Below are 22,673 nucleotides of genomic sequence, written 5' to 3'. Positions count from 1 at the left end.
ACGATGTCTCAAACGGCAGCCGCCTCAAAGAGCGTTAAGTTTATCATTACACGTCAGGACAATCCGGAGACGAAATCCTATACTGAGGAATTCGAAATTCCGTACCGTCCCGGCATGAACGTCATTAGTGCGCTGATGGAAATTCAGCGCAATCCCAAAAATGCACAGGGCCAAACCACCGCACCAGTATGCTGGGACTCCAACTGCCTTGAAGAAGTGTGCGGAGCTTGCTCCATGGTCATTAACGGCAAGCCGCGCCAAGCGTGTGCGGCATTGATCGATAAGCTGGAACAGCCGATCCGGATTCAGCCGATGAAGACGTTCCCGGTTGTAAGAGACTTGGTTATCGACCGCAGTCGTATGTTCACGGCGCTCAAGCGCGTGAAGGCGTGGATTCCGATCGATGGTACCTACGACCTTGGCCCCGGACCTAAAATGGCGGAGAAGAAGCGTCAGTGGGCTTACGAGCTGTCCAAATGTATGACATGCGGTGTATGTCTTGAGGCTTGCCCGAACGTCAACGAAAAAACAGACTTTATCGGACCAGCCGCTATTTCCCAAGTTCGCTTGTTCAATGCTCACCCGACAGGTGAGATGAACAAGGAAGAGCGTCTGGAAGCGCTGATGCAGGACGGAGGCATCGAGGGCTGCGGCAACTCGCAGAACTGCGTGCGTTCTTGTCCGAAGGGCATTCCGCTGACTACGTCGATTGCGGAAATGAACAAGGACACAACCAAACATCTGTTTAAGCGCTGGCTTGGCGTTTAATCGGTTTAGCTTCAACACCAAGGCGTCTGACCGGGGCATGGCTTCGGGCAGGCGCTTTTTTTGTTGTATGATATAAAACATGTGTTTATTAGGATATTGAAATGGAGATGAGTCACTTGATCATCGAAAAACCGATTACGATAAAGGATATAAGCGATGACCTGCTCGCTCTTGGCGTACGGAAGGGAATGACCCTGCTCGTCCATTCCTCGCTCAAAAGCGTGGGCGGATGGATTGTCGGTGGTCCGGAGGCGGTTATACTGGCCCTGGAAGACGTACTGGGCGATGAAGGGACACTGGTGATGCCAACGCAGTCTGCGAACTTAACCGATCCGAAGACATGGGGAAACCCTCCGGCCGACCCAAAATGGTGGGATTTGATCCGCGAGAGCATGCCTCCCTATGACCCAGATCTGACCGTTACATCAGGGATGGGGATCATTCCGGAGGTGTTCCGCAAGCAAGAAGGGGTCGTTCGAAGCTCCCATCCTCATGTTTCTTTTGCAGCACGCGGCAGGGACGCGATCGAACTTATGCATTCTCATCCGCTGGATGACAGCTTGGGCGAAGCCTCGCCGCTGGCACGCTTATATGAAGCGGGTGCTTACGTGCTTATGCTGGGTAGTGGCTATGGCAATAATACTTCCTTCCACCTTAGCGAATACCGCACGGATTGGGCAGGCAAGAAGGTGGTAACCGCCCACGCGCCAGTACGCAGGATGCAGGGAATAACAAAGTGGGAGGCATTCCAGGATATCAACTATCATTCCGACGATTTTGAAGCGATTGGAGCCTCGTTTGAAGCGCAATGTCCCGATGCATATAAGCATGGCCGTGTAGGAAAGGCAGTCTGTGTGTTGGCAGAACAGCGGGCGATGGTGGATCATGCTGCGCAGTGGTTGGAGAAGAACCGTTAGATCTAAAGCAGTTGGACGGCTTTCGTTCGACTCGCTGTACGTGTTTTGTCGCTATTTTTAACAAAAGATCAGGTGGAGATGAATGTAGTTTAAAGCGAGCAGGGGCCGACTACCAGTGACCTTCAGGTGCATAAATACCGTTACGAGGGTAATAAAGATGTAATGGTACGGGCTGCCGTTTGAGGGCCACAAGCCAAAGGAGGGACTTGAAGATGTCATGGTGGATGTGGCTGCTCAATTTGACGGGCTTCCTGCTGTTGATTTATTTGTTCTACAGTATGGACAAGAAGTGGTCCAGCAGGCCTTTGCTGCTTGCTCCACTGCTCATTTATGTCCTGGTATCGGTTGAAGATTTGCTGGGGTGGATCGATCTGATGAACGTGGTACCCGGTGAAGGCGGCATGCGCGCTCTGATCCTGCTGTTTGCATTATGCTCCGTTATTTTTTATGTGCTGTATATATTCGATAGAATTGCAGACTCCGTCAATCAGCATGTTGATATGAAAACAACCTTGGTTCGGATTAGCATGGCGGCGGGGATGTGCATTTTGTTTTTCACGATGGTGTATATGTCGATCTATAAGCTGTTCGGAGGCATTTCCTTCGAAGGCGAGAATATCGGCCAGGATTTGCTAAGCCAGTTCATTAGCTTCCTGTATTTCAGTATGGCGACGTTTGTCACGGTCGGATATGGCGATATAGCCCCAGTCGATAATACGTCCCGGCTTGTCGTGGTGATGGAGATTGCCTTCAGTTTCATTACCGTTGCGTATGCGCTGTCCATGCTGGGGACGCTGCGCCGGATCTTTAAGCCCGGCGATGACGGCTTGGAGATGGATGACAGTGAAGAGAAGGCGAAGGCCAATAAGCCGCATCGGAGAAAGCATTCATCCATGTAAAAAGGCGCACCATTGTAAAATGTACCCCGTAGGTTGACCCTTTTTTAGGTGTCTACTCTGTGAGGTACATTTTATCGTCGGTGTGCCTTTTTTATTTGTGCCAATGGGCAATTAAGCAAAGTCTTAGTTCAAGCTACGGTTTCATCAGCTTTTTCAGAATGCCGAGCCCGTTCTTGGAAGGGTAGCGGAATTTAAAATCGAACCGGTTGGTTTGCTTGAGCACGCTCTTCTTATGGGAGAAGGTATGGAAGCTGTATTCCCCATGGTAGGCGCCCATTCCGCTCTCGCCGACACCCCCGAATGGAAGGAAGGGAGTGGCCAGATGCATCAGCGTATCGTTAACACATCCCCCGCCAAAAGAAACCGAGGAGAGTACGTAATCCTGAACGTCTTCATTCTCCGTGAACAAGTAAAGGGCGAGCGGTTTGGGGCGGTGATTAATCGCCTGGACAGCTTCGTGTACATTCTCATAAGTCAGGATCGGGCACAGGGGGCCGAAAATCTCTTCTTCCATGACTGGCATATCCCAAGTGATATCGTCCAGCACGGTGGGCTCGATGAGCAATTTTTCCTTAGAACTGTTTCCGCCATGGCGCAGGGTTCCGTTGTTCAGAAAGCCGGACAGCCGATCAAAATGCTTCTCCGAAACAATGCGCCCATAGTCGGGATTGGTTAGCGGGTTCTCGCCGTAGAACGAAGTGATGGCGTCTTTCAGGTGCGCGATGAACTTCTCCTTGACCTTGCTGTGTACGAGAACATAATCCGGGGCAACGCAGGTTTGGCCGGCATTTGTATACTTGCCGAATGCGATACGTGAAGCCGCCAGGGCCAGGGGAGCATCCTCGTGGACGATACAGGGGCTTTTGCCTCCTAGCTCTAGCGTCACCGGGATCAACTGCTTGGCGGCGGCTTCCATGACAATTTTGCCGACAGGGGTACTGCCGGTGAAGAAGATATAATCCATCGGCTGCTCCAGCAGGATCGTGCTTATCTCGGGTCCTCCCTCCACCGAAGCCACATATTGCGGCTCAAACGTCTCCGTGATGATGGACGTAATGAGTCCGGATACGTTAGGTGTCAGCTCGGAGGGCTTTACAATTGCGGTGTTCCCAGCGGCTAAAGCTCCGATCAGCGGAGAGATGGCCAATTGCCAAGGATAATTCCAGGGAGCAATAATCAGTACCGTCCCGTAGGGCTCAGCGTAGACCATTCCCTTGCTGCCTACATGCGTCAGTGCTGTTTTGACACGCTGCGGCTTGGCCCAGCGCTTCAGATTCTTTATGACAAAGGAAAGCTCCTTATAGACAATCCCGATCTCAGTCGTGAAGGCCTCCTGCTCGCTTTTGTTCAAGTCTTTGCGAAGGGCCTCCATGATATCGTTTTCCCTGGCAATCAGAACTTGGCGGAGCTTGGTCAGCTGCTGCAGTCGGAAATCCACTTCCTTGGTGATGTCTTTATGAAAAAAACGCCGCTGCGCTGAAACTAATGCTGTGATTGAATCGTTATCAGTCATACGTAAACCCCTTTCTCTTGCTATTCCATATATATGAATAACCGTAAGGCCGTTAAAACTTGCACTCTTTTATTATTATATAGGAGGAAGTCCACCTATGAGAAATCCATCCTCGTCTACTCCCCATGGCACAGCCCATGACGGGGCAAAGCGAGACATCATGCAGACAAAGATGTCGCGCCGCCAATTTCTGAAGATCGGTGTTTCCGCCGTGGTTGGTGTTGGCGCTGCAGGCGGGGCTTACGCGTCTTTATGGGAGCCTCGTCAATTGGACATTACGAGACGGACATTGGCGCTTCCTTCACTGCCTAAGGCTTTTGATGGGATGAAGGTCGTTCAGTTTAGCGATTTGCATCTGGGCTTTCACACCGGGGCAAAAGACGTGGCCCGTGTGGTGCAAGCGATTCAAAATGAGAAACCGGACATGATCTGTTTCACAGGGGATATGGTGGACGGCAACACAGAGGATATGAGGGCCGCCATTCAACCGTTCACCGAGCTGAAGGCCCCTCTCGGCTTATTTTCTATATTGGGTAACCATGATTACAAAGATGTGGAGACACTGATTTCTATGGAGGAAGAGGCCGGATTTCAGGTGCTGCGGAACACCGCCGTGAAGCTAAGGCGGGATGGTGCTGTTATCGCCGTGGCAGGTTTGGACGATGCATTCTGGGGCCAGCCGGATCCGGCAGCGGCCATTCAAGATTTACCCGACGGGATGTTCAAGCTGCTGCTGATGCACGAGCCGGATTATGCTGACACAACTGCAGCCCATTCATTCCATCTCCAGCTGTCGGGACACAGCCATGGGGGCCAGATCCGTTTGCCCTGGATGGGAGAGGTGATCACGCCGCCCGGGGCAAAGCGTTATGTGCAAGGCCTATATACCATCGGTTCACAAGGAATGCTGCTCTATGTAAATAGGGGAATCGGCACGACGCAGCTGCCTTTTCGTTTCTTATGCAAACCGGAGCTTACCGTGCTCACCTTGCGCTCAATGGCATGAAGGGAATGAAATCTGTGATCTGAACATGTCAAGATGAAAGGCTCACTTGGAATTTGTTACACAAATGAAATATACCTGTTATCAAACTCTAACAGCCGCGGGTTAAACTTATCACATGACCCCCTTTTGAGAATATATATTATGTTTTGGACCCGGTAACGGGTCCACTTTTTTTTGCCTATTTTGCTGTGCTTCCTATGTAAATTCAAAAAAACAGAAGGAGGGTGTACCCCCTTAAAGAGGTACGGTCACCTTCTGTTTTTGTTCGAAATATACCCATTCCGTGTATCCGATTTCTTTGAGCACTTTGGCCACTTCGTCAAATTCATCTCCGACTCGTGACGGTTTGTGGGCGTCGGAGCCGAAGGTGACGTCAACGCCGTGATGGTGCGCGACCTCCAAGATGGCGCCCGATGGATACCAGCCGCCGCACAGCTTGGTTTTGCCGGAAGTGTTGATCTCGATCGCCAGGCCCGATTCCGCGATGACTTTCAACGTCTCCTCGATCGCTTCGTCGGCCTTGATTTCGGAGAACAGCGGATAATTGCCCTTCATGGCATCCATATGGGCGATGATCTGGAACATGCCGCTTCGTGCGGATTGGCGGATTAGATTGAAGTATTCCTCTTTATCGGCAACCTGCTGCTGCTGCGTCAGGTTCTTCCAGCGGTTCTTATTGAAGATGCTGACATCCCTGACGTGATGGATGGAGCCGATGATGTAGTCAAAAGGGTAGGCCGTTAACGCCTGCTGATAAACCTGGGCATGATTCGGAAAATAATCGGATTCAATGCCCAGCAGGACTTTGATTTTACCTTCATATTCCCGCTTTAAGTCCAGAACTTCTTGTACGTACTCCGCAAAGTCCCTTTTTGCCATGGAGATGGCGGGAAATGGCTGCTCTTCCGGGCTCCCGAAGTATGGAGTGTGGTCCGAGATTCCAATCACCTGTAAATCTGCCGCAATCGCAGCCTCGATATAATCTCGAATGTTGCCGTCTGCGTGGCCGCAGCGGAAATGATGGGTGTGCAGATCAAATTTCATGTTGACCTCCTTCATATCGCTTGATTGGTTATTATTCTAGGTTTGATGTGGCGTTATTCGCTGCTGATGAACTGTGTCTCGGGCATGCCCTTCAGATCACTGAGGAATTGACGCATAGCGGAGCTGACGTATCGTCCGCTCTTATAGATTACGCCGACAGGGTGGCTAACTTCAAGCTCGCTCAGGGGAACAATCTGCAGGGTGCCGTTGCGCAGCTCCGTCGCGACGGACTGCTTCGATATAATGGCTGCGCCCAAATTGATCTCGACCATCCGTTTAATTTCTTCACTGCTTGAGAGTTCCATGACAACCTGCGGCTCAATGCCGTGCTTCTTCATTACGTCATCTGCGAAGCGGCGGCCGACGGTGTCACGTGTTAGCAGAATAAGGGGGGTTCCACCTAGCACATCCATGCTGGCCGTAGAGAGTTTGGCTAGCGGGTGCTGAGGGGATACGACAAGCTCAAAGGTATCGTAGTACAGAATGGATGTGCTCAAGTTGGGATTGCGCTCGATCAGATAGCCGATCCCGATGTCGATGAGCCCGTTCTCTACGCTGTGATAGATTTGTGATGAGGCCATGGATTGAATGGTTGTTTTAATATGAGGGAATTGATCCTGGAAGTAGGAAAGTACCCGTGGCAGGATCTGAATCGCTATGGAAGTGGTTGTACCCAGCTGAATATGACCCTGGGGAGTTTGATCAAGGTCGGATAGCCGCTGCTTCAGCTCATCCACGATCCCGAGGATCTGTTCGGCATGGTCCACGAAGACCTGCCCCCGGTCGGTTAACGTCACGGGCTGACTCCGGTCCACCAGCACCGTTTTAAATTCTTCTTCCAGGCTCTTGATCTGGGCGGATACCGCCGGTTGTGTTAGATTAAGAAGCTCTCCCGCTTTGCGAAAGCTCATCGTTTTGGAGATGGTAATAAGCGTTTCCAATTGGCTGATGTTCATAGCCTTCCTCCTTACTTGATATATTCTTCCGCTCATCTATCGCGTGCAATCTGTATTATTTAAATTATAGGTTATTCTTCCCGGTGGAGCAACGAAGGGAGCAAACCTGTTCGTTTTCGGCCAAAAAAATGAAAAACATTTTAATTTCCATTTAATTATTATTAAAAGATGGGGAAACCTTCCGATAATAGTAAAGTAGACATAGAACAAAGGTGAGACCAAAGGCCCGTTTAAGCGAAAGGAATATCTTCGTACTAAAGCGTTTCAAGCGATAGCTGACATGGCAAGACAGTTGTTGGAATGAGGGCTGTCGCTATTTTGTGATGATTTATTACAAGGTATCCATTATAATGTTTAAATATATAGGTGGGACTTTGGGACCCTGACCAACAACCCAGTGAAAGGGGCGTAATGAGGAATGAAAGCGGAAGTCATCAATCCTTTTTTAGAGTCCGCACGACACGTGATCGAACAAGTCATACAGGTTTCACCTTCCACGGGGAATCTTGGGGTCAAAGAGATCGGATATTTGGAGAATCATATCTGGATCCAAATCGGCATGACAGGCCAAATGAACGGTGACATTGTATTTGGGATTCAGGAGCAGGTAGCCTTGCAGATGGTATCAGTGATGATGGGCGGCTATGTCATCACCGAGATGGATGAGATGGGACAAAGCGCGATTTCAGAGCTCGGCAACATGATCAGCGGCAATGCCAGCACCATTTTATCGAACCAGGGAGTCAGCGTGGATATTACACCTCCCAAAGTCATGAAATCGGATAGCACATCCAGTCTTATTCGGAAGAAGGCACTTTGTATTCCGCTGAGAATGGAAGGAATCGGAGAGCTGGATATTCAAGTCATGATTTCATAAAATAGGAGTAATGAACCCAATGGCCGTGTATATAAGGCTCTGTAATTGATGAGGGATCAAGAGCTGTGCCGGCGAAGAAAGGGATAATGAAATCATGCTGAAAAATAAAGTTGTCGTCGTAACGGGAGCATCCAGCGGAATTGGCGCTTTGATCGCGGAGAAGCTTTCTGCGGAAGGAGCATACGTGGTGCTGTGCGCCCGTTCGGTAGAACGTCTGCAGGCGGTGGGTGCGCGAATGCCGGGCCCCCATGAGCTTGCAACCATGGATGTTCAGAGCCCTGAGCAGGTGCAGTCTGTCATGGAAGGCCTTCTTCGTCGCCATGGCAGAATCGATGTGCTGATTAACAATGCCGGATACGGCAAGTTCGAAGCTGTTATGGACATGCGCCAAGAAGAGTTTCAGGACATGATGGACGTCAATTATATGGGCATCGTGCGCTGTACGCAAGCCGTGCTGCCGGGGATGCTGGAGCGGGGAGACGGCCAAATCGTGAACATTGCATCCATGGCTGGGAAAATCGGAACGGCCAAATCCACAGCCTATTCGGCTACCAAGCATGCCGTGCTTGGGTTTAGCAATTCACTCCGGCAGGAGCTGCGGAACACGGGCATAACCGTGTCTACGGTAAACCCGGGCCCCATTGATACCCCGTTCTTTTCCTTGGCAGATCCGACAGGCGGTTATGTCAACAATGTGAGCTGGTTCATGATGAAGGCCGAATATGTTGCGGATCAGGTTGTGAAGCTGGTGAGAAAGCGCAAGGAAGAACTCAATCTTCCGACGCTTGCCTCATTTGGCATCAGGCTGTATCAGCTGTTTCCAAGGTTTGCAGACCGCGTGTCTTACAAATGGATGAATAAGAAATAACAGCTGCGGCGCTATAACGCTTCCGTTTCGGCAACAAGCTCCTGAAGCAGCGCAGTGGCTTGTTTTGTTTTTTCTGTATCTGATGAGAGCAGTGTGATTACCTGGTCCAAGCGTTGCTTGTAATTTGCCGGCTTGATGGGAAAGGTTTCGATCATGGCCACCGCACGCTTCTCATTGATGCAGTACAACTCATTTTTGGCAAACAGCACTTGATTCAAGCACGAAATGCAGCGGAAGCAGTGACCGGTAACATAAGTGATATCATCGCTGGCAGCTGTTTTATCCGCAAACATCAAGGAGAAGGATGCTTCGAAGGTAAAGAAGCCGACCATCGCATCCTTTAATGTTTTTGGATAAGGAACCGTTTTGGCTTTCAAGGTCTGTATTCGGTTATCCGAATCTGAGAGTATACGACAAATCGCAAGTTCCCCCATATACATCACATTCAGATAGGCATGCGGATGTCCGGTTTGGTAATGGGCTGACACCAAGCCTGCGGAACAGTCGTCGATGATGCCGGACACGCGGTGTACATCACGGAATAAGAAATCCACATGATAACCCTCGATCACTAACCATCCGCCCCCGTTAACCCAGGCACCCCATTCGCCAAATGGAGTGATAATCCCATCCCGATGCTCGTCATCTAATTTCTGCGCCACCCTAGCGATGTTCTCCACCTTAAATCCTTGTGATTCATCGTAATAAATGCCGATATCGATATCGGAATCCGGTTTGGCGGTTCCTTTAGCTCTGGATCCCCCGAGTACGACCCCTATAACGCCGGGCACCTCCCGAAGTTCTTCTGTTATCCGCTGGATTAAACGATCAACTTGTGAAGTCATGTACCTTCTCCTCCTTTATATGTTTTATACGGAATCGATTTTACCCTTATGTATACCTTAGCCTCATGGATTCAATTTTCTCCCGGGTCCACTGAACCGCTTCAGCTGGCGAGATGATGGTTGCTTCCTCTCCGAGACGCCACACATAGTCCGAATAGAAGATGACGTCGGTTGCTGGTATTTCAAGCTGAACGACTCCGCTACCATCTTTGTTCTTATCGATGTGGGGACCGAGGCGAGTATCCGTTTCAAGCAGCCAAACCCCTTTAGAAGTTAATTGTACCTCAAACGGCTTCATTTCCCCATTCCCGGTTTCCGGTATGTCACGCAGCGTTTGGTTAGCGATATCTTCACGGATCGCGATGGATGCATTGGGACTGGCCGCAATGATCCGGTCGACTCTGAACTGTCTGATATCCTCTTGAGTGAAACAGTAGGCCGGACAATACCAGTAGCCCGAGCTTGCATACAAACCGATAGGCTGAATATGCCGCTGGCTGCTTCCGGCGGATGAACGATAGGAGATGGTGACCGCTTGCCGAACCATGACGGCTTCCATTAGCGTTTGTAAAATCTCGGTGGACATCGCACGGAATGGACTGTGAATCATAACGCGGTCCTTAAGACGGTCGATCTGCTCCTTGGTATCTGCCGGCAAATAATGATAGAACTTGTGGAGTGCCGTGGCGGCTCCGTCACCGAATGGCAGCGTGCTGAAATAGCTTAGGGATTGGCAGGCAAAAAAGATGGCGATCGCTTCGCTTTCCGTAAAACTGATCGGCGGCAGCATCCGCTCCTGCAGCAATCTGTAGCCACCGCCTCGACCTTGCACAGAGTAGATGGGAACGCCGAGCCCGCTCAGCTCATCCAAATCTCTTGAAAGGGTCCTGACGGAGAGACCGAATTCATCGGCCAGCTCTTTTACGGTAAACGATTTTTTTGCATTGATCATCATCATTAATTGAATCAGGCGCTGGGATTTCTGCATAGAACTACCTCCGTCTCATATCATTTATTTTATCTTATTCTCTAAATAAGACAACATTTGTCTTGTTTGAAGGATATGATGTTCTCAAGAAGCAAGGGTTTACGATGAATCCTTGGAACAGGGTCCTTTATGGGAGGAGAATATAGAATGAAACAAGAAAGGTTTAAAGAAGAGCTGGGATTTGTTTTTATTCATGGAGCAGGATTGAACGGAGGAGTATGGGATTTCGTTGTAGAAGGGCTGGGTCATCCGTGTTTGAAAGTGGATTACCCATTGCGGGATGGGTCTGAGATATCCGGACATCATTTGGCGCTGGAGGATTACGTAACCCATATGGCGGAGCAGGTGAGAAAGTGGGGTATAAACAAGTTTGTCATTGTTGCGCATTCCCTGGGCGGGGTTTTGGCTATGGAACTGGCATCCCGGTTCCCGGATCGTATTGCCGGGTTTGTTGCAATCGGTGCGGCCATTCCTAAGCGCGGCGGTTCGTTTGTTTCGGCGCTTCCGTTTCCCCAGAGGGTGATCATGCCGCTCATCTTAAGAACGGCTGGCACGAAGCCGCCCGAATCCGTAATCCGTACTGGGCTGTGCAGTGATCTGCCGGAGCAGCAGGCCTCCCGAATCGTAGCGGAGTTTGTTCCGGAATCCCGCAGAGTCTATACGGATCGCGTTCAAGCGTCTCTTCCCGATGTGCCAAAGCTTTATGTGAAGCTTACCCAAGACAAAGCGTTCGGATTATCCATGCAGGAAAGCATGATAGCCAATCTGTCTGCGGATGGGGTGGAAAGCCTCAGCACCGGCCATCTGCCTATGCTGAGTGATCCCCGTGGAGTCCAGCGGATTCTGGAAGGCTTCGTAAATCAAGTGAAAGCCAGCCGTTACCCTGTTATCTCATCATAATCTGTTCCCGTCTCGGTCCGACGGAAATCGTCTTAATGGGAACGCCAATGGACGATTCGATGAACTGCACATATTGCTGTGCGGCTTCCGGGAGCTCGTCAAAGGATCGGATATGCGACAGGTCACACTTCCAGCCCTTCAGCGTTCTCAGAACAGGCTTGGCAGACTGCAGATCGGCCGTTACCGGAAAATGGTCAATGATGCTTCCGTCTTCTAATTCGTAGCCAACGCATACGGGAATGTCATCCAGATACCCCAGTACGTCAAGGTTGGTGAGAACGGCTTCGGTAGCTCCCTGTACCATACAGCCGTAACGGGTGGCTACCGTATCAAACCATCCCATTCGTCTTGGCCGGCCGGTCGTAACCCCGTATTCACCTGCATCGCCGCCAAGGCGGCGGAGTTCATCTGCTTCATCCCCATGCAGTTCGGTTACGAAGGGGCCAGCGCCGACGCAGCTTGAATAAGCCTTAACAACGGCAATGACTTGGCTGATGGCGTACGGCGGCAGTCCTGCTCCGACCGGCGCATAACCTGCCAGCGTGGAGGAGGAGGTGGAGAACGGGTAGATCCCGTGATCCGGGTCCCGCAGTGCCCCTAATTGGCCCTCCACGAGGATAGGGTCGCCTTTCATATAAGCTTGCTGCAGCAGCGTGGTGGTATCCTCGATATACGAAGACAGGAACTGGAAGGACTCCAGCAGTTGCTTGACCATCTCATCAACGCTTAGCGGATCTCTCCCGTAAAGATGCTGCAGCTGCACGTTCTTGATGGCGAGCATTTGCTCGAGCCGTTCACGAAGTCGCTCGGGGTGGAACAGATCAGCGACCTGAATGCCCAGCTTTGCATATTTATCCGCATAGAATGGCGCGATCCCGCGTTTCGTAGAACCGAATCCCCGGGCACCGAGCCGTTCTTCTTCCAGTTCATCCAGCAGCCGATGAATAGGAAGCACGACTTGGGCGCGCTCCGATATAAACAGTTTGGGGGCGGGGATGTTCCTTGCTTCCAGCTCCTGCAGCTCCTTGATCAATACCTCCATATCCAAAGCCGTTCCAGGACCGATGATATTCGTTACGTTTGGATAGAATACACCCGATGGCAGCATATGCAGCGAAAACTTCCCATAATCGTTAATAATGGTGTGCCCTGCATTGCTCCCTCCCTGAAATCGAACGACATACGACGATTGCGCCGCAAGAACATCCGTCATTTTTCCCTTGCCTTCATCTCCCCAATTGGCTCCTACTATGGCTGTGACTGTCAAAACGTGTTCGCCTCCTACGGTCTTTTTCATTTACAGGGCTCATTATATGAGTAAAATTATCATAAATAAAATTGATATTAGTAATAGTAGACATTAGTTTCAGTTATGTTATACGATTCTGTAGAGAAGAATACGGATAACGGATGATTTCTAAGTTGATCTTTCAATGAAGGTTCCCGTTATCATTTGATAAAATCGAGGTCATCATGATGGAAATCAATATGGAGTGGTATCGTGTCTTTTATTGGACCGCACGGCTCGGCAGTTTATCGAGGGCAGCGGAGCATCTGCATATCACCCAGCCGGCCGTCAGCCATACCATTAAGCATTTGGAGGGAACGATCGGAGGACCGCTGTTCTTTCGGACAACCAAGGGGGTTAAACTCACGTCGGAGGGTGATGTGCTGTTTCGCTATATCGAGCAGGCCTTCAGCTTTATCGAGATCGGGGAAAAGGCGATTGCGGACATGCATAATTTGCATAGCGGCGAAATCAATATCGGAGCAAGCGATACGCTGTGCAAGTATTACTTGCTGCCGCATTTGGAGTATTTCCACGCCACCTATCCGGATATTCGCATCCGCATCTCCAACCGCACAACCCCGGAAACGTTGTCCCTTCTCAAGGAAGGGAAGATTGATTTTGGCATCGTTCATTTACCGGCTTCCGATAAACAAATCGACTTTCGCGCGAGTTCCCCGATTCATGATTGTTTAGTTGCCGGTAAATCATTTGCGGAGCAGGCCAAGTCACAGCACCCGTTGTCCCTTCACGATATTCAGAACTACCCGCTGCTGATGCTGGAGAGGGGCGGGAGCACAAGAAAGTATGTTGATCAATATGCTGAGCTGCAGGGAGTGACGCTAAAACCCGAGTTCGAGCTTGGCAGCATTGAGCTGCTGGTACAGTTTGCCCGGAGCGGCTTTGGAATGGCTTTTGTCATTCGCGACTATGCTAACGAGGAATTGCAAGCAGGTCAGCTGATTGAGGTGCCGCTCCATCCGCCGATTCCCGAGCGCAGCATAGGAATTGCAACGCTTCGAGGTACTCCGCTATCTGCTGCCGCCAAATCGTTTCTTTCTCTTTTGCCTTAAACAGGTAGGGGATCAAGCCTATTCGAATGGCCATGTATAAAGTGCTGTTCACTGCCGTTTAGGATGTTTGATTTGGTGAGGACTCCTGTTTTGGCATATAATGAAAAAGAGCGAACAAGACTGTTTAGGAAACACGCCTGCTACCACCACTATTAAAGTAAACAAACCACATGTATCGGAAGGTTTTTCTAGCGATATCAGGCAGAAGCGCTTTGGAATGATAGACTTCTGATATCTAAAAAAAGGATGGACTAACATATGACTGCAACTACATTTCATACATTAGGAATAGCCGAGGATTTGTCCTCCAGATTAACGGAGTTCGGCATTGTCACGCCTTCTCCCGTTCAGGCTGAGGCGATTCCGCCCATACTCGAAGGCAAGGACGTGCTTGCGACTTCCCAGACAGGCACAGGAAAGACGCTTGCCTATCTGCTGCCTATGCTTCAGGGCATCGATCCGGAGATCAAGGGAGCTCAGAAATTGATTCTTGCGCCGACGCAAGAGCTTGCCGTACAGATTGTGAGAGAGAGCGAGCGTTACGGGGAAGCCCGCGGAATCGGTGTGCTTGGTCTTATCGGCGGTGCCGCAGCCAAGCGTCAGATTGAGAAGCTTAAGCTGCATCCGCAGCTGATCGTAGGAACACCGGGACGTGTGCGGGAACTGATCGAAATCCGGAAACTGAAAATGCACCAAGTGACTACGATCGTAGTGGACGAGGTGGATCAGGTGTTTAATCTGGGCGGCGCCGGCGATGTGGATCGTATTCTGCGCAGTGCATTACGTGACCGTCAATTGGTGTTCTTATCTGCCACGGTAAGTCCGGAAACGGCAGAGCTCGTTAAGAAGGAGATGGATCAGCCGGTCGAAATCGGGATTGATCCGGAGCAGCGGACGCCGTCCGCGCTGGAGCATTATTATTTTGTGACGGAAGAGCGTGACAAGTTGGACATGCTGCGCCGCGTGGTCCGGCATTACAATCCAGACCGTGCGATTGTCTTCGTCAATGCCACCGAGAATTTGGCAGAGGTTGAAGCGAAGTTGAACTACCTCGGCTTAAATGCGGCTGCCATCTATGGTGATGCCGACAAGATGACTAGAAGCCGGGTTCTGAATTCGTTTAGAGAAGGGCGTACCAAGCTCTTGGTCGCTAGCGATGTCGCTGCCCGCGGACTTGACATCGAAGGACTCGGCATGGTGATCAATTACGATCCTCCTATTGATGCCGAGCATTACACACACCGCGCAGGACGCACTGGACGCATGGGGCGGAGCGGCATGGCGATAACGCTCGTAACGGACCGTCAGACGTTTATCATGCGCAAGTTCAATCGCGAGCTGGGCATATCGATCGAAGAACGCGCCCTTTATGGCGGTAAGGTAAGAGCCCCGCGTTCAACACCAGCCGATCGAGGACATGGTCCACGTGGGTCAGCCGGGGATACTGCCCGTAAAGAGAAACCAGCCCGAAAGCCTGCTTCCACCAGCGCCAATGGAAAGGCGGGAAGCGGAAAGGCATCGGGTCAGCGTCAGAGTGAAAGGGAGCGGGACCGCAAGAACAAGGGCGCTCCGAAATGGTTGAAGAACAAGCCTCCACGGAGCTAATACTCCATAAACGCGAAGCTTGTAACCGGTATGTTGTTTTCGGGTCCGATTCAGCGGATGTGGTCGAAATCCATAAGGACCGGACTTTTCAGAATAAGAGGTGATTGATAATGAGTGAACAGCCGGTATTGTCTGTTCAAGGATTAAGCGGCGGGTATAGCATGAACCGACCGGTTCTGCATGACGTAACCTTTCAGGTTGAACCGGGTGAGATGGTAGGTTTGATCGGCCTGAACGGCGCGGGCAAGAGTACCACGATGAAGCATATTCTCGGGCTGATGAATCCGCAAAAAGGGAGTATTCAGGTTCAAGGGAAGAGCCGCACAGAGCATTCGGAAGCTTATCACGGCGCCCTGGCGTTTGTTCCTGAATCCCCGCTGCTGTATGAGGAGATGACGGTACGCGAGCATCTGGAATTTACGGCCCGTTCCTATGGCGTATCCCATGAAGATTATGAGGCGCGTTCGGAGCAGCTGGCGAAGATGTTCCGTATGGAAGAGAAGATGGACAGCCTGTCCACGCATTTATCCAAGGGTATGCGCCAAAAAGTGATGATCATGTGCGCGTTCGTAGCCAGACCGTCGCTGTACATTATTGATGAGCCCTTCCTTGGGCTTGATCCGCTAGGGATACGTTCGCTTCTTGACTTCATGCTGGAGCTGAAGGCGTCCGGCGCTTCGGTCTTGCTGAGCTCTCATATTCTCTCCACGATTGAGAATTATTGCGACCGGTTCATCGTGCTGCACCGCGGCAGCATCATTGCTCAGGGGACGCTGAAGGAAATTCAGGATCAAGCCGGAAGACCCGGCATGTCGTTGGAGGAGCTGTTTAATGTGCTGATTCAGGACGGTAACGGCGAATGAATCTGCGTGAGCTGTATGTCAAACGACGCGGACAGTTCTGGGGTGAAATTTTCCCCTATCTGGGTTATGTCATACAGAGCGGGGTAGCCGTCGTATTTCTGTTCGTGCTGATTGCGTTCGCTGCCTGGTACACCGCACTACTGCAGAATATTCCACCAGATCTGCCGATTCGCTGGATCATGATGATCATCCTTGTGCCTCTCATGATCAACAGCAGTATCCGCACGTATCTGCGTTCGGCGGATACGGTGTTCCTCATTCCGCAGGAATCCCGGATGAAGGAATACTTCCGTAAAGCGTGGTTCAGCGGCGTCATTTATAAAATCATCGGTTTAGGACTGGTGATGTTAATTCTATGGCCTCTATACATACGCAGCGATGTTTCGCCAAAACCGCTGCTCGCTACGTTTGTTGTTCTGACGCTGTTTAAATTGCTGTCCAGCTATGGGAGCTGGAAGGAGCAACTTATGGTGTCAAGGAACGCGGCAGCAGCCTACCGGGCACTCCGCTGGATCGTTCCGGCGCTGAGCTTAGCCGCCTGGTTATGGCATCCACCGGGCCGCGCCCTCCTATTTATGGCTCTGCTCGGCCTCACGTATGTTGCCGCCTTGTCAGTCCCCGTCAAGCATTTGGTCGCTTGGGAGCGATTAATCGCCGTCGATGAGAGACAGGCGAGCCGGGTGATGATGGTGCTGAGCTGGTTCGTGAATGTGCCTCAGCGCGGGCAGCGTGTCCATGTGCGGAAATGGCTGTCAGGATGGGGCAAGGGATTGGCGTGGAAGAAGGAAAGCGCCTATCGATTTCTTCTTATTAAGAGCCTGACGCGCAGTGATATTCTGGGTATACTGATTCGGGTCGGACTGCTGGGTGCCTTTCTTGTGTGGGCAACCCGGGAGAGTCTGGTATCGGCGATTGTGTATTTGATCAGCCTGATGATCATCGGACTCCAGCTGTCTGCACTGCGAAAGCTTCATCCGGAATCGTTCTGGCTGCATGTCTACCCGCTTCCGGAAGGAACGCGTCGCGACAATGAAGGGAAGCTCATCTTCCAGGTGCAGCTGTTCTGGGCTGTCCTGCTGTGGCTCCCGCTCATTCCGGGCATTCTTAGTGCCCCCGGGCGTATATTGGGTACGCTGGTTGCAGGTATCGTGCTTGTATTTCTGTTCCGAAGCGCTGCTGCTCGGAAGAGCCGGCGTGAAGACGATGACGACGAATAAATGGGAAAAGGCCGGGACGTTAGCGTCCCGGCCTTCTATTGTCATTTATAGTATGGGTTATTCCGTTTGCAGAAATCGCAGTGCGTGGTGTGGCGAGCTGCGATTTCTGTTCGGCTGTTATCTAGTTGTCATTATACCCAGAAAGAACGAGTGATGATAACGAGCAGGATAAAGAGAACCAGGATTGCTCCAACTCCGTATCCACCGCCGTATCCGCCGTATCCACCATGTCTTACTTCTTCAACTGCACCCATGTTCATTCCCCTTTCAGTTCGTTGATTTGTAGTACACGGTATTGTATGTAGCTAATCGTCTATGTGTATGGGCGAGCGTTTATTTGTGACAGAAGAAAAAATGAAGGTGCTGTCTACAAAGTAATGTTCCAAAAGCGATTGATGGTTCGGAAATCCGGACGCTGTTTCTGGCAATCCACATGAACATGACATTCTCGCGAACGGCTTTGGCGATCTGACGAGAAGAGTAGATCCGTTTGTGGGGGCAACAGCGATGGGAGGAACGATTCGTACATGAAGCGTCTTCTAACAGCAAGAAGGGGGCCTTCATTTATGTTAGGATGGGAAATAATCATGGGGAAATGGGGGGATGAGATGAAAATACATAATAGGTTGAATCAGATTAGAGTAGAGAACAAATCAACTACAAAACAAAAAGTCTTTTCAATAGTAAATGCAATCATGATCGGAGTTATTTTGGGTTTAGCAGCAAAACTTGTGGATACTCCGGTTATCAACCCCGTATTTGACAATATCGGTGGACGTCTTGGTATATGGGTTTTTGTTGCAACGCTTTTATCGGTTTTTAGCTACTCGCCCAAATTAGCAGCTGTAAAAATATTCGCCTTTTTTGGATCGATGCTTACCGTTAATTATGCTTACACCGTGCTTGTTCTACACTTTTTCCCAGAGAGAGCCATTGTCTTTTGGGGTATATGCGCGGTGATATCTCCTGTCTGCGCTTATATTATGTGGTATGCGCGTGGAAATGGATTGTTTTCTCATATGGTTTCGGCGCTTCCCATCACAGCTTTGCTGTCAGAAGGGTTTGAATTACGTCATGCTTACTTACCCATTCACACTCATTACTATTTAATCCCATGGCTTATGGGAGTATATCTAATGATGATCTTAATTTTATTACTTATCATTCCTAAAAATAAAATGCAATTTGTAGTCGTTTTACCTATAGCCCTTATATTGTCTTTTATCATGATATATTTTAATGTTTTAGGTCGGATATTTGGTGGAATGAACGGTGTATTGTAGGGGTGTTCCTGAACATAAATAATGCCCTCCCGACTTCCTACAGGGAAGTGAGAGGGCTGAAGAGTTTAATGTTCTCGTTATTTGGAGCTTATATCTTCTTCAGATACAGCGGATCATTAAGCCTTCTGCAGGTCCTGAATCCCTTTGTGGACCAGGTCGAACAGATCCTCCAAATACTCCTCGTCAATACAAGAGAAGGCGATCCGGAGATCATGCTCGCCAAGGGCGATGGTTCCTACGCCATACTCATGGATGAGATGGGAACGGAGCTCCTCGGCATTTACCGTGTTCAGCTTCAGGCACATGAAGTAGCCGGAGTTGAACGGATAGTATTCCCATACATCACCGTATTTGCCGCTGTCGAGAATGGACTTGACTTTGTTGGCGCGGCCTTTCATGATGACGAATTTCTCTTCCTTCTGTTCGTGGAATTCCGGCGCCTTCAGCGCCTCCAGAACAAAGGTTTGCGAAGGGTGGGAGGCGCTGGATATCGTTGCCCGGATAATGCCGAGCGTTTTCTGCTCCAGTGCGTCCAGCACGTCTTTATCTTCTGCCGCATACGTGATAAAGCCGACACGGAATCCCCATACGAATTCTTCCTTGGTCGCACCGTCGACCTTCACAGGAAGCACGCGAGGGTGAAGGCCTGCCAGACGTCCGAAGAGCGATTCCTTCAGCGAATCTTCAAAGAACAATCCAAAATACGCATCATCGGTAACGACGACAATATTCATGCCAGCTTCGGCGGCTTCCTGGATCGCGGACACGATGGCAGCCCCTTCCTGAGCACCAGGCGTATAGCCCGTCGGGTTGTTCGGGAAGTTCAGCAGAACGACCGCTTTGCCTTTATCCTTCTGGCTGAGCAGAGCCTGACGAAGTCCTTCGGCGTTAAATTTCATATCGTCCGTAAAGAGAGGATAGGTTACATGAATGCCATGGCGGCGAATGCCGAATGTCAGCTCGTAATTCTCCCAGTTCTTATCGGGATAAATCACGGCGTCCCCTTCATCCACGAATAAATCGGCTACGATGCTAAGACCATGCGTCAGCGCATTCGTGACGATGGGATTGCTGAAGCTCTTGCCTTCAAGCGAAGGGTTCTCCTGAATCATCTTGTTTCGCCATACGGAGCGCAGCTCCGGCTTGCCTGCCGGAGGGGCATACGGGTACAGATCCTTCGGCTGGTAAGCCGAAAGTTTGTCCTGGATGACGCCCAGATGCATCGGGACTCCGCCTTCGGTTGCAATACCGATCGTAGCGTTATATTTTTTCGCATGGCTCGTTGCTTCCGCAGATTGGCTCAGGATGCCTTCTTTCGGGAAGTAGATTTCTTTGCCGAGTGTGGAGAGCATGTCGTACACATGCGGATTGCCGGCTTGCATTTTTCCATTCAATTGACCAACCAATGGGTTCATGAACTGATTCCTTCCTTCCGAATACTTTTGGTTAAGGTAAGTGTAGGTGACAAGTTGCCTTTACGTTTTCATTGCCTAACATTATACCACTTAGCCCAGTAACCGTCACGGATAATTGTAACGCTTTAACGCGGTCCAGGATGATACTTGCATATCAGTCCGGCGGTTTCTTTATCCCGTTCTTTGCCCCGGCATTCAAGCCCTTCGACTACGGTCTGAAGCGAATCCGGCTTCAGGTTCTGGCCGAACTTGAACTTGGCGCTCATTCGCTGCGGAGCGAGTTTGATGACCGCTACCCCTTTCAGTCTCGGGATATAAGCCCGGTCATTCGCGTCAATGGCGCGGTATCCGCCTTCAGGCTGCAGTTTTGTCATCAGTGCCTCCATCGCAAGAGCCTTTTCCTCCAGATCATCCACGATCACCACCTCGCCGATCGCCGTTACGCTTTTGAAGTAAGCCGTAGCCGGGCAGGCCATCTCCGGATCGGAGAAATAGGAAGGGATCAGTGCATACTCATCAGCTATGGTAAAGCACACGGCGGGCATCCGGCGCAGATGATCCATTTTTTCACCCATCCGGCTGCCGTGAAAATAGAACGCTCCGTTAACATAGGCAAAGTTCAATGGCGTTACGCGCGGGATTCCCTCTTCATCGGCTGTTCCAAGGAAACCAAAGCTCATGCCGCTGAGGAAATCCTCGATCTCTTGTTGATCCTCCATCGCAAATTCGTCTCTTCTCATGGTTAAACGCTCCCCCTATCATTTTGAATAACAGTTTACGATGAATATTGACAAGGAAAAAGCACCAATTTAGAGTAATTTATATAGTCCAATTGTATATCAAGAATGATAGGAGTCGTCATGATGGAACTGGGATTGCCGTTCGAGACGTATGTGGAACAATATCGATATAAATATTTGGCTCTATACCACGCGATTCGTGCTGCCATTCATAGCGGCAAGCTGCCGGAAGGAACCCGCCTTCCCGCCACACGCGAGCTGGCGAAGCTGTATGGGGTGTCCAGAGGATCGGCCGCGCAGAGTTATGACATGCTGATGGCCGAAGGTTATGTTGTGTCCAGGCAGGGCAGCGGAACTTACGTGGCGGAAGGGATAGCTATGGAAGAACAGCCGCCGCTGGTCGAGGGAGCGCCGGGGCTCTCTGCATGGGGGCAACGACTGGTGAGCCAAAGCGGGGATTATACCTCGGCACAGATGCTGCTGAGAGAACCTCCCCCAGGTACAATTTCATTCGCGAATGCACGGATGCCCATGGAGGATTTTCCGTATTCGGAGTGGAGGAGCGCGTTATCCTATGCAGGTGGAAGCGGGGGGGGCGAGCTGCAGAACGGAGCGCCGCCGGAGGGAGATCTCGAACTGCGCCAGGCGATAGCCGGACACCTGCGTTTTACGCGGGGAATCCAGGCCGACCCCGAGCATATCGTGATCTTCAGCGGATCCATGCAGGGGCTAGTCCTCATGTTTCAACTGCTGGTTGATCCTAGCGATCAGGTGGTCATGGAGGATCCGGGCTATCAAGGAATCTATCGGGGCATCAGCCTGAGCGGCGGGATTCCGCTGCCATCCCCTGTTGACGATGCCGGATTGATACCGCGTGACTGGGACGCCGGTCTGCTTGTCGTAAGCCCCAGCCGTCAATACCCGACGGGAGCGGTGCTGCCGCTGGAGCGAAGACGGGCGCTGCTGAATTGGGCGCGAAGCCGTCAGGCTTTTATTATCGAGGATGATTACGACAGTGAGTTCCGCTGGGACGGCAAGCCAATTGAGCCCTTGCGGATGCTGGATAACGAGGGACGTGTCATCTTCGTCGGTTCGTTCTCCAAAACGATGTTCACCGGGCTCCGCATCGGGTATGCCGTGCTGCCCCCAAGCCTGGTTGAGGCGGTTGTGCAGGCTAAGGCTCTGTACGAGCCGATCTCACCAGCCGTATTGGAGCAGCGCGCGCTGGCGTGCTTTATTGTGCGAGGGGGTTACGGTCGGCATCTTAGAAGAATGACTCGGCTGTATGGTGCACGGTATGAGGCGCTTCGCCAGGCGATGGATACGCATGCCTCCGAACTGTTTCGTCTTCATCCCGGCGATGCCGGCCTGCATGTTTATGCGAACTGGCTGCGTTCCGAGGAAGAGCATGCCCAGTTCCAAGAAGCTGCCCGCAAACGCGGTGTCATGTTTCGGGATGCATCGGTATATCATCGTATACCCGGATTGCCTGCCGCATGCTTTGGCTTCTCGCATCTGGACATAGCCAGCATTGAAGAAGGGGTTACCCGGATTGCGCAGGCATGGCTGGACATGCAAAAAACATAAAAAACGGGTATGATGGAAAAG

The 22,673-nt window shown here is 50.9% G+C and carries 22 protein-coding genes and 1 pseudogene; 13 read left to right on the top strand and 10 right to left on the bottom strand.

Annotated elements, in window-relative coordinates; genetic code table 11:
• Positions 1-3: 3 nt before the first annotated feature.
• From sdhB to J7E85_RS11595, 3 genes are all read left to right on the top strand, one after another.
• On the top strand, positions 4-768 hold the full coding sequence (gene sdhB / locus J7E85_RS11605; protein ID WP_076324823.1) for a succinate dehydrogenase iron-sulfur subunit: 765 nt from the start codon (positions 4-6) through the stop codon (positions 766-768).
• A 116-nt stretch (positions 769-884) separates the two neighbouring features.
• The gene (locus J7E85_RS11600; protein WP_215157932.1) at positions 885-1,685 is read left to right on the top strand and encodes an AAC(3) family N-acetyltransferase; all 801 of its coding nucleotides are present in this window, start codon (positions 885-887) and stop codon (positions 1,683-1,685) included.
• Between the two features lie 212 nt (positions 1,686-1,897).
• Complete coding sequence (locus J7E85_RS11595) at positions 1,898-2,584, top strand: potassium channel family protein (protein ID WP_215157930.1); 687 nt, start codon at positions 1,898-1,900, stop codon at positions 2,582-2,584.
• Positions 2,585-2,717: 133 nt separating this feature from the next.
• On the opposite strand, the gene J7E85_RS11590 is transcribed toward J7E85_RS11595, so the two are convergent.
• Positions 2,718-4,097 (bottom strand): aldehyde dehydrogenase, encoded by a 1,380-nt coding sequence (locus tag J7E85_RS11590; RefSeq protein ID WP_215157928.1) that lies wholly within the window; start codon positions 4,095-4,097, stop codon positions 2,718-2,720.
• 97 nt (positions 4,098-4,194) lie between these two features.
• On the opposite strand from J7E85_RS11590, the gene J7E85_RS11585 reads away from it, so the two are divergent.
• The gene (locus tag J7E85_RS11585; RefSeq protein ID WP_215157926.1) at positions 4,195-5,103 is read left to right on the top strand and encodes a metallophosphoesterase; all 909 of its coding nucleotides are present in this window, start codon (positions 4,195-4,197) and stop codon (positions 5,101-5,103) included.
• A 234-nt stretch (positions 5,104-5,337) separates the two neighbouring features.
• Here the strand turns inward: J7E85_RS11585 and J7E85_RS11580 are convergent, their stop codons facing one another.
• Entirely contained in the window at positions 5,338-6,147 is an 810-nt protein-coding gene (locus J7E85_RS11580) for a histidinol-phosphatase (RefSeq protein ID WP_215157924.1), read from the bottom strand.
• Between the two features lie 53 nt (positions 6,148-6,200).
• Positions 6,201-7,103, bottom strand: a complete 903-nt coding sequence (locus tag J7E85_RS11575) for a LysR family transcriptional regulator (RefSeq protein WP_071222421.1) — start codon at positions 7,101-7,103, stop codon at positions 6,201-6,203.
• A 418-nt stretch (positions 7,104-7,521) separates the two neighbouring features.
• Here J7E85_RS11575 and J7E85_RS11570 point away from each other — a divergent pair, with 418 nt between their 5' ends.
• Together J7E85_RS11570 and J7E85_RS11565 are read left to right on the top strand one after the other, a co-directional pair.
• Positions 7,522-7,980 (top strand): chemotaxis protein CheX, encoded by a 459-nt coding sequence (locus J7E85_RS11570; RefSeq protein ID WP_215157922.1) that lies wholly within the window; start codon positions 7,522-7,524, stop codon positions 7,978-7,980.
• Between the two features lie 94 nt (positions 7,981-8,074).
• Entirely contained in the window at positions 8,075-8,848 is a 774-nt protein-coding gene (locus tag J7E85_RS11565) for an SDR family NAD(P)-dependent oxidoreductase (RefSeq protein WP_215157920.1), read from the top strand.
• A gap of 11 nt (positions 8,849-8,859) precedes the next feature.
• On the opposite strand, the gene J7E85_RS11560 is transcribed toward J7E85_RS11565, so the two are convergent.
• A complete protein-coding gene (locus tag J7E85_RS11560) occupies positions 8,860-9,693 on the bottom strand; it encodes a nucleotidyltransferase domain-containing protein (RefSeq protein ID WP_215157917.1) in 834 nt (277 codons plus the stop codon).
• Positions 9,694-9,739: 46 nt separating this feature from the next.
• The gene (locus tag J7E85_RS11555; protein WP_215157915.1) at positions 9,740-10,681 is read right to left on the bottom strand and encodes a helix-turn-helix transcriptional regulator; all 942 of its coding nucleotides are present in this window, start codon (positions 10,679-10,681) and stop codon (positions 9,740-9,742) included.
• Positions 10,682-10,828: 147 nt separating this feature from the next.
• Here J7E85_RS11555 and J7E85_RS11550 point away from each other — a divergent pair, with 147 nt between their 5' ends.
• Positions 10,829-11,581, top strand: a complete 753-nt coding sequence (locus J7E85_RS11550; RefSeq protein ID WP_215157912.1) for an alpha/beta fold hydrolase — start codon at positions 10,829-10,831, stop codon at positions 11,579-11,581.
• On the opposite strand, the gene J7E85_RS11545 is transcribed toward J7E85_RS11550, so the two are convergent.
• On the bottom strand, positions 11,568-12,848 hold the full coding sequence (locus J7E85_RS11545; protein WP_215157910.1) for an adenylosuccinate synthase: 1,281 nt from the start codon (positions 12,846-12,848) through the stop codon (positions 11,568-11,570). The genes J7E85_RS11550 and J7E85_RS11545 overlap by 14 nt on opposite strands.
• A gap of 209 nt (positions 12,849-13,057) precedes the next feature.
• Between J7E85_RS11545 and J7E85_RS11540 the strand changes: the two genes are divergently transcribed.
• The 4 genes from J7E85_RS11540 to J7E85_RS11525 all read left to right on the top strand — a co-directional run bounded on the left by J7E85_RS11540 (position 13,058) and on the right by J7E85_RS11525 (position 17,627).
• Complete coding sequence (locus J7E85_RS11540; protein ID WP_215158121.1) at positions 13,058-13,942, top strand: LysR family transcriptional regulator; 885 nt, start codon at positions 13,058-13,060, stop codon at positions 13,940-13,942.
• Positions 13,943-14,200: 258 nt separating this feature from the next.
• Positions 14,201-15,547 carry a DEAD/DEAH box helicase gene (locus tag J7E85_RS11535; RefSeq protein ID WP_215157907.1) on the top strand — a complete coding sequence of 449 codons (1,347 nt, stop codon included), beginning with the start codon at positions 14,201-14,203 and terminating at the stop codon, positions 15,545-15,547.
• A gap of 110 nt (positions 15,548-15,657) precedes the next feature.
• Positions 15,658-16,410, top strand: coding sequence for an ABC transporter ATP-binding protein (locus tag J7E85_RS11530; RefSeq protein ID WP_213643262.1), 753 nt, complete (start codon positions 15,658-15,660; stop codon positions 16,408-16,410).
• Complete coding sequence (locus J7E85_RS11525; protein ID WP_215157905.1) at positions 16,407-17,627, top strand: ABC transporter permease; 1,221 nt, start codon at positions 16,407-16,409, stop codon at positions 17,625-17,627. The genes J7E85_RS11530 and J7E85_RS11525 overlap by 4 nt, the downstream gene beginning before the upstream one ends.
• Before the next feature lie 131 nt (positions 17,628-17,758).
• Here J7E85_RS11525 and J7E85_RS11520 read toward each other — a convergent pair whose 3' ends face one another.
• Together J7E85_RS11520 and J7E85_RS34005 are read right to left on the bottom strand one after the other, a co-directional pair.
• The gene (locus tag J7E85_RS11520; protein ID WP_009592125.1) at positions 17,759-17,881 is read right to left on the bottom strand and encodes a hypothetical protein; all 123 of its coding nucleotides are present in this window, start codon (positions 17,879-17,881) and stop codon (positions 17,759-17,761) included.
• A gap of 131 nt (positions 17,882-18,012) precedes the next feature.
• Positions 18,013-18,119, bottom strand: a pseudogene (locus J7E85_RS34005) (transposase); the annotation flags it as partial.
• Positions 18,120-18,154: 35 nt separating this feature from the next.
• Between J7E85_RS34005 and J7E85_RS11515 the strand changes: the two are divergent.
• Positions 18,155-18,910, top strand: coding sequence for a hypothetical protein (locus tag J7E85_RS11515; protein WP_215157903.1), 756 nt, complete (start codon positions 18,155-18,157; stop codon positions 18,908-18,910).
• Between the two features lie 116 nt (positions 18,911-19,026).
• Here the strand turns inward: J7E85_RS11515 and J7E85_RS11510 are convergent, their stop codons facing one another.
• Positions 19,027-20,325, bottom strand: coding sequence for an aminotransferase class I/II-fold pyridoxal phosphate-dependent enzyme (locus J7E85_RS11510; RefSeq protein ID WP_215157901.1), 1,299 nt, complete (start codon positions 20,323-20,325; stop codon positions 19,027-19,029).
• A 125-nt stretch (positions 20,326-20,450) separates the two neighbouring features.
• Positions 20,451-21,065 (bottom strand): pyridoxamine 5'-phosphate oxidase family protein, encoded by a 615-nt coding sequence (locus tag J7E85_RS11505; RefSeq protein ID WP_215157898.1) that lies wholly within the window; start codon positions 21,063-21,065, stop codon positions 20,451-20,453.
• A 123-nt stretch (positions 21,066-21,188) separates the two neighbouring features.
• Between J7E85_RS11505 and pdxR the strand changes: the two genes are divergently transcribed.
• A complete protein-coding gene (pdxR, locus tag J7E85_RS11500) occupies positions 21,189-22,652 on the top strand; it encodes a MocR-like pyridoxine biosynthesis transcription factor PdxR (protein WP_215157896.1) in 1,464 nt (487 codons plus the stop codon).
• The last annotated feature ends 21 nt before the right edge of the window (positions 22,653-22,673 follow it).

Source organism: Paenibacillus sp. ISL-20, from assembly GCF_018613005.1.
GTDB lineage: Bacteria > Bacillota > Bacilli > Paenibacillales > Paenibacillaceae > Paenibacillus_AQ.
The sequence above is the reverse complement of the archived record's forward strand: the minus strand, read 5'-3'. Positions and strand labels throughout refer to the sequence as shown.

Bases quoted from the DNA above. Each gene is read 5' to 3' on its own strand.
- J7E85_RS11595 (WP_215157930.1), top strand. From the start codon at position 1,898: ATGTCATGGTGGATGTGGCTGCTCAATTTGACGGGCTTCCTGCTGTTG.
- J7E85_RS11565 (WP_215157920.1), top strand. From the start codon at position 8,075: ATGCTGAAAAATAAAGTTGTCGTCGTAACGGGAGCATCCAGCGGAATT.
- J7E85_RS11555 (WP_215157915.1), bottom strand. From the start codon at position 10,681: ATGCAGAAATCCCAGCGCCTGATTCAATTAATGATGATGATCAATGCA.
- J7E85_RS11575 (WP_071222421.1), bottom strand. From the start codon at position 7,103: ATGAACATCAGCCAATTGGAAACGCTTATTACCATCTCCAAAACGATG.
- J7E85_RS11585 (WP_215157926.1), top strand. From the start codon at position 4,195: ATGAGAAATCCATCCTCGTCTACTCCCCATGGCACAGCCCATGACGGG.
- J7E85_RS11505 (WP_215157898.1), bottom strand. From the start codon at position 21,065: ATGAGAAGAGACGAATTTGCGATGGAGGATCAACAAGAGATCGAGGAT.
- J7E85_RS11510 (WP_215157901.1), bottom strand. From the start codon at position 20,325: ATGAACCCATTGGTTGGTCAATTGAATGGAAAAATGCAAGCCGGCAAT.
- J7E85_RS11580 (WP_215157924.1), bottom strand. From the start codon at position 6,147: ATGAAATTTGATCTGCACACCCATCATTTCCGCTGCGGCCACGCAGAC.
- J7E85_RS11525 (WP_215157905.1), top strand. From the start codon at position 16,407: ATGAATCTGCGTGAGCTGTATGTCAAACGACGCGGACAGTTCTGGGGT.
- pdxR (WP_215157896.1), top strand. From the start codon at position 21,189: ATGGAACTGGGATTGCCGTTCGAGACGTATGTGGAACAATATCGATAT.
- J7E85_RS11540 (WP_215158121.1), top strand. From the start codon at position 13,058: ATGGAAATCAATATGGAGTGGTATCGTGTCTTTTATTGGACCGCACGG.
- J7E85_RS11570 (WP_215157922.1), top strand. From the start codon at position 7,522: ATGAAAGCGGAAGTCATCAATCCTTTTTTAGAGTCCGCACGACACGTG.
- J7E85_RS11520 (WP_009592125.1), bottom strand. From the start codon at position 17,881: ATGGGTGCAGTTGAAGAAGTAAGACATGGTGGATACGGCGGATACGGC.
- sdhB (WP_076324823.1), top strand. From the start codon at position 4: ATGTCTCAAACGGCAGCCGCCTCAAAGAGCGTTAAGTTTATCATTACA.
- J7E85_RS11515 (WP_215157903.1), top strand. From the start codon at position 18,155: ATGAAGCGTCTTCTAACAGCAAGAAGGGGGCCTTCATTTATGTTAGGA.
- J7E85_RS11535 (WP_215157907.1), top strand. From the start codon at position 14,201: ATGACTGCAACTACATTTCATACATTAGGAATAGCCGAGGATTTGTCC.
- J7E85_RS11590 (WP_215157928.1), bottom strand. From the start codon at position 4,097: ATGACTGATAACGATTCAATCACAGCATTAGTTTCAGCGCAGCGGCGT.
- J7E85_RS11550 (WP_215157912.1), top strand. From the start codon at position 10,829: ATGAAACAAGAAAGGTTTAAAGAAGAGCTGGGATTTGTTTTTATTCAT.
- J7E85_RS11560 (WP_215157917.1), bottom strand. From the start codon at position 9,693: ATGACTTCACAAGTTGATCGTTTAATCCAGCGGATAACAGAAGAACTT.
- J7E85_RS11530 (WP_213643262.1), top strand. From the start codon at position 15,658: ATGAGTGAACAGCCGGTATTGTCTGTTCAAGGATTAAGCGGCGGGTAT.